This window comes from Emticicia sp. CRIBPO (assembly GCF_009905725.1).
Taxonomy (GTDB): Bacteria; Bacteroidota; Bacteroidia; order Cytophagales; family Spirosomataceae; genus Leadbetterella.
In genome coordinates, this window is record NZ_JAAAKV010000026.1 from 1 (window position 1) to 3,563 (window position 3,563).

Below are 3,563 nucleotides of genomic sequence, written 5' to 3' on the forward strand. Positions count from 1 at the left end.
GATTACAGCAAAACAGAAACCATCCTGATCGATGCACAAAGCATCCAGTGGGTGAGTTTATATCCCAACCCTGTGACTGATTACTTCGCCCTCAAAGCGGATGAGTCGATGGTGATCAGAAGGGTGGACATCTATGATCAGAAAGGTAACCTGGTGCTCAGCACCCAAGAAAAACCTTTTACCAGAATCAATGTTGAGAAACTCAATGCCGGCATTTACCAGGTCAAAGTCACCGGAAATGAAGGGGAGATCAGCATCCAGAGGATGGTCAAAAAATAAGTTTTTAGTAAGAGTGCGTCTAAACCTCCGGCTGTTTCGGCCGGAGGTTTTTTTGTGGCCGAAACAGCCGGAGGGCAAAAACATTGACCAGAACACCCGTGTCATATCACAAGATTCAAGAATGGATTAAAACCATTTGATATGCACTGATTCATCAGCATGAACGGCTTACAGGTGGGAAGCTTATTCCAGGGAAAAGCACTGTGACTTTTATGCTTTTTTGTGCATAAGCTCCCAACATAGAAAAAGCATGTAGTCAGATATTTTAGATATTGTTTTGAAAGTAAAAGTCCTGTTTTCCTATGTTTTGTAGGAAATTATAAAAGAAAAATTAAGTAATAATAAAAAAAATATAAAAAAATTATGTGACGGGCCCGTGACCTTCCAGTCTAAAAAAAGGAATAAGAGGCTAAAAAAGGCTTCTGATATAATTAATAGGAATGAAAAAAAACAACAACGGCACAGCATTGATGACCAACAGCTGGTCATCAAACTGTCAAAATGCAGTCATTGGTTTCTGCTTTTTTTTACTGGTAGGTATAAGTTCATATGCCCAGAATGGATACATTTATATACACAGCAAAACGCTGGATGAATCATCGAGCCCAGATATCACTTTTTCTGTTTCGGGCGGGCCCACTTTGGTTCCCAATTTCAGTCTGAATGATAACCCTGCCCAGGTATCTCTGTCAGATATTGGTAGTTCACAAAACGGCCGGCTTTGGGCTGTTGGTAAAGACGACATGATCCTGTATTACCGGAATCTGGGCTCTGTTAACTGGGTGTCAACAGGGGTTACCAACGTAACGAGGGTTGACGGAGGTGCCGGCGGTACTGCTTATTATATAGCCGGTGGTACTGTTTTTTCGCATAACGGAACCAGCTCAACAGCTTTGTCGGGTTTTACGGATGCAACGGATATCGGTTGTGGCTGGAATGTTAACAGCCTTTATGTGATCAGAGGAGGGGATGTATACAAGTATTCAGGCTCGGGGACCACCTGGAGTTTATTCTATGATGTCGCCCCTGACTATAGAAACATCGATGTAAGCCCGGTTGATGGCTATGTTTATGTTACTTCAGCTTCGACGACAACCGTAGAGTCATACAGGATCAGTCCCGCTGGAGTGGCAGCGACTATGGGTAAACCTTCGGAAATATTGAGTGGTCTTGCTTTATTCGATATCGCGGTAGATGCCTTGAACAATGTTTTTATTACCGGCGGCACCAATCGCTTTGTTCATAAATGGGCAGGCGGCACTTCGTGGGGTTCAAGAGAACTGACCACTACCCAGGTTAACAGGATAACCGGCGGAATTGCCGGCCAAATGTGGTTAACCATGAGGCTGTCATGGGATAATGCGGGTTATCCGTTTAATAATATTTACTCCCGTTCACTGGATGGTACTAATGAGTGGTGGATAGATGATGAAAGGGTGAGGACCAGCGTAGCCAATGGTAATTCTAATATGATCAGCGTGGCTCCCGGCACCTATACCATTACCGAGACGGTTCCCGGCGGGTGGGACCTGCAAAAAATAACTGTGTATGATCCGGGTTCAAATTCATCTTCAGATGTAAATGCTCATACGGCCACCATAACTGTAGCGGCCGGTGAAGTTGTACACGTTATTTTTCAAAGTGGTCTGGTGACTCCCTTTGCCATGACAAATAATTGTGGCATTGAATATACTGAAAATTTTGGAACAGGAACTCCGGGGAGTTTCGGCCCTCCGTTTCTGGGACAGACTTCATATCACTACATGAATACGATTGTTCCGGGGGAGGACGGACATTATAAGTTGGTGACCAATGCTTTTCCGGATTTCAATATCTGGAGACCCCAGGCTTTTTACGATCATACAGCCGGTAATGGAACAGGATATATGTTCGCAGTCAATTCGGCTTATGACAAAAACGAATTTTTCCGTAGAAGGTTTACCGGTGTTGTACCGGGAGCCACTTATAATTTCTCTGCCTGGATAGCGAATCTTACGCCTTCTGCCGGAGTTAAACCGAACGTGTCTTTTCAGGTGCTTGATCCTGCTACCAATACTATTCTGGCGAGCAATGTAACCGGGAACTTGACCGGGTCAAGCACTGTTTGGACACAGTATACACTCAGTTTTGTGGCTACCACCAGCGAACTTGAGCTGATGCTGATCAATAATAATGTAGGGGGAAGCGGTAATGACCTGGCCATTGATGATATTAGTTTTAAAATGATGCCTCCCGTTATCCCGGTTACTAAAGTTACACAAGCTTCCTGTGATCAGAACGGTAGTATTGAAGTCACTGCTCCGTCAGGCCCTTCCTACCAATACAGCATCGATGGTACAAACTACCAGGTATCGCCTGTATTCGCGAATCTTACGGGCGGGAACTATACTGTTTATGCGAAGTTTATGGGCACCACGGGTTGTATCAGTTCTAAAAATGAGAAGATCAATGTGGCCATTTGCGGAAAAGTATCTAATGACACAGATGGGAATGTTGACGGAAAAGTGGATGGATCGGGGATCGGTTCGGCCGGAGCTACCCCATTGTATGTTAGTTTATACAATGGCAGTACGCTCATCGAAACAATTTCCGTAAACCCTGACGGCACTTATGAATTTAAAAATGTGCCTGCCAATGCTACTTACTCCATTGTTTTAGGGGCCAATGGAGTAGCTAATCCAACCTCTCCGTTTGCCGGAACAGGCTCTGGTGGATGGTACAGCACAGGTGAAGACTGCTGTGACAATACCGGGCACGATGCAGCTCCGAATGGTCTGTTAACTGTGGTAGTTACCAATACCGGTCAATCTAATGCAAACCTGGGTATCCAGCAACCCCCTGGCGGAATTACCAGTACGGCTCCTGACCAGCCGAATCCGGGTGGATCCATCAGTGTTCCTGTTCCGGGTAGTTACTTTGATGGCAATGATCAGAACGGAGGGACGGTGACAAGTCTGACTATAACGGGCTTCCCTACCAATACAGAAAGTATTACGATAGGCACTGTTACTTATTACCCGAATGCAGGCTCTGTTCCGGGTGTTTGTCCTACATTGACCTGTCTGGTGTTTCCTTCAACAGGTGGGGTAATAGTACCCGTCGACGTGAACGGAAATCCTTCGGTAAGCATATCGCTTAATCCTGTAAACGGTTCGGTTACCAGCGTGATCCCTTATGTCGCAGTGGATAATGCCAATGCGGTAAGTGCCCAAGCCACAGTGAGTCTTCCGTTTACTGAACCGGCTTTACCGGTAACACTGGTTTCATTCAATGCTTCCAATATC

Annotated in this window: 1 protein-coding gene and 1 pseudogene; both read left to right on the forward strand. The window is 45.3% G+C overall.

The features are described 5' to 3' along the window. Positions 1–279, forward strand: a 279-nt coding sequence (locus tag GVN16_RS25905; RefSeq protein ID WP_166566881.1) for a T9SS type A sorting domain-containing protein, incomplete at its 5' end; no start/stop codon positions are given. Positions 280–719: 440 nt separating this feature from the next. Continuing rightward, positions 720–3,563 (forward strand): annotated as a pseudogene (locus GVN16_RS25910) (hypothetical protein); the annotation flags it as partial.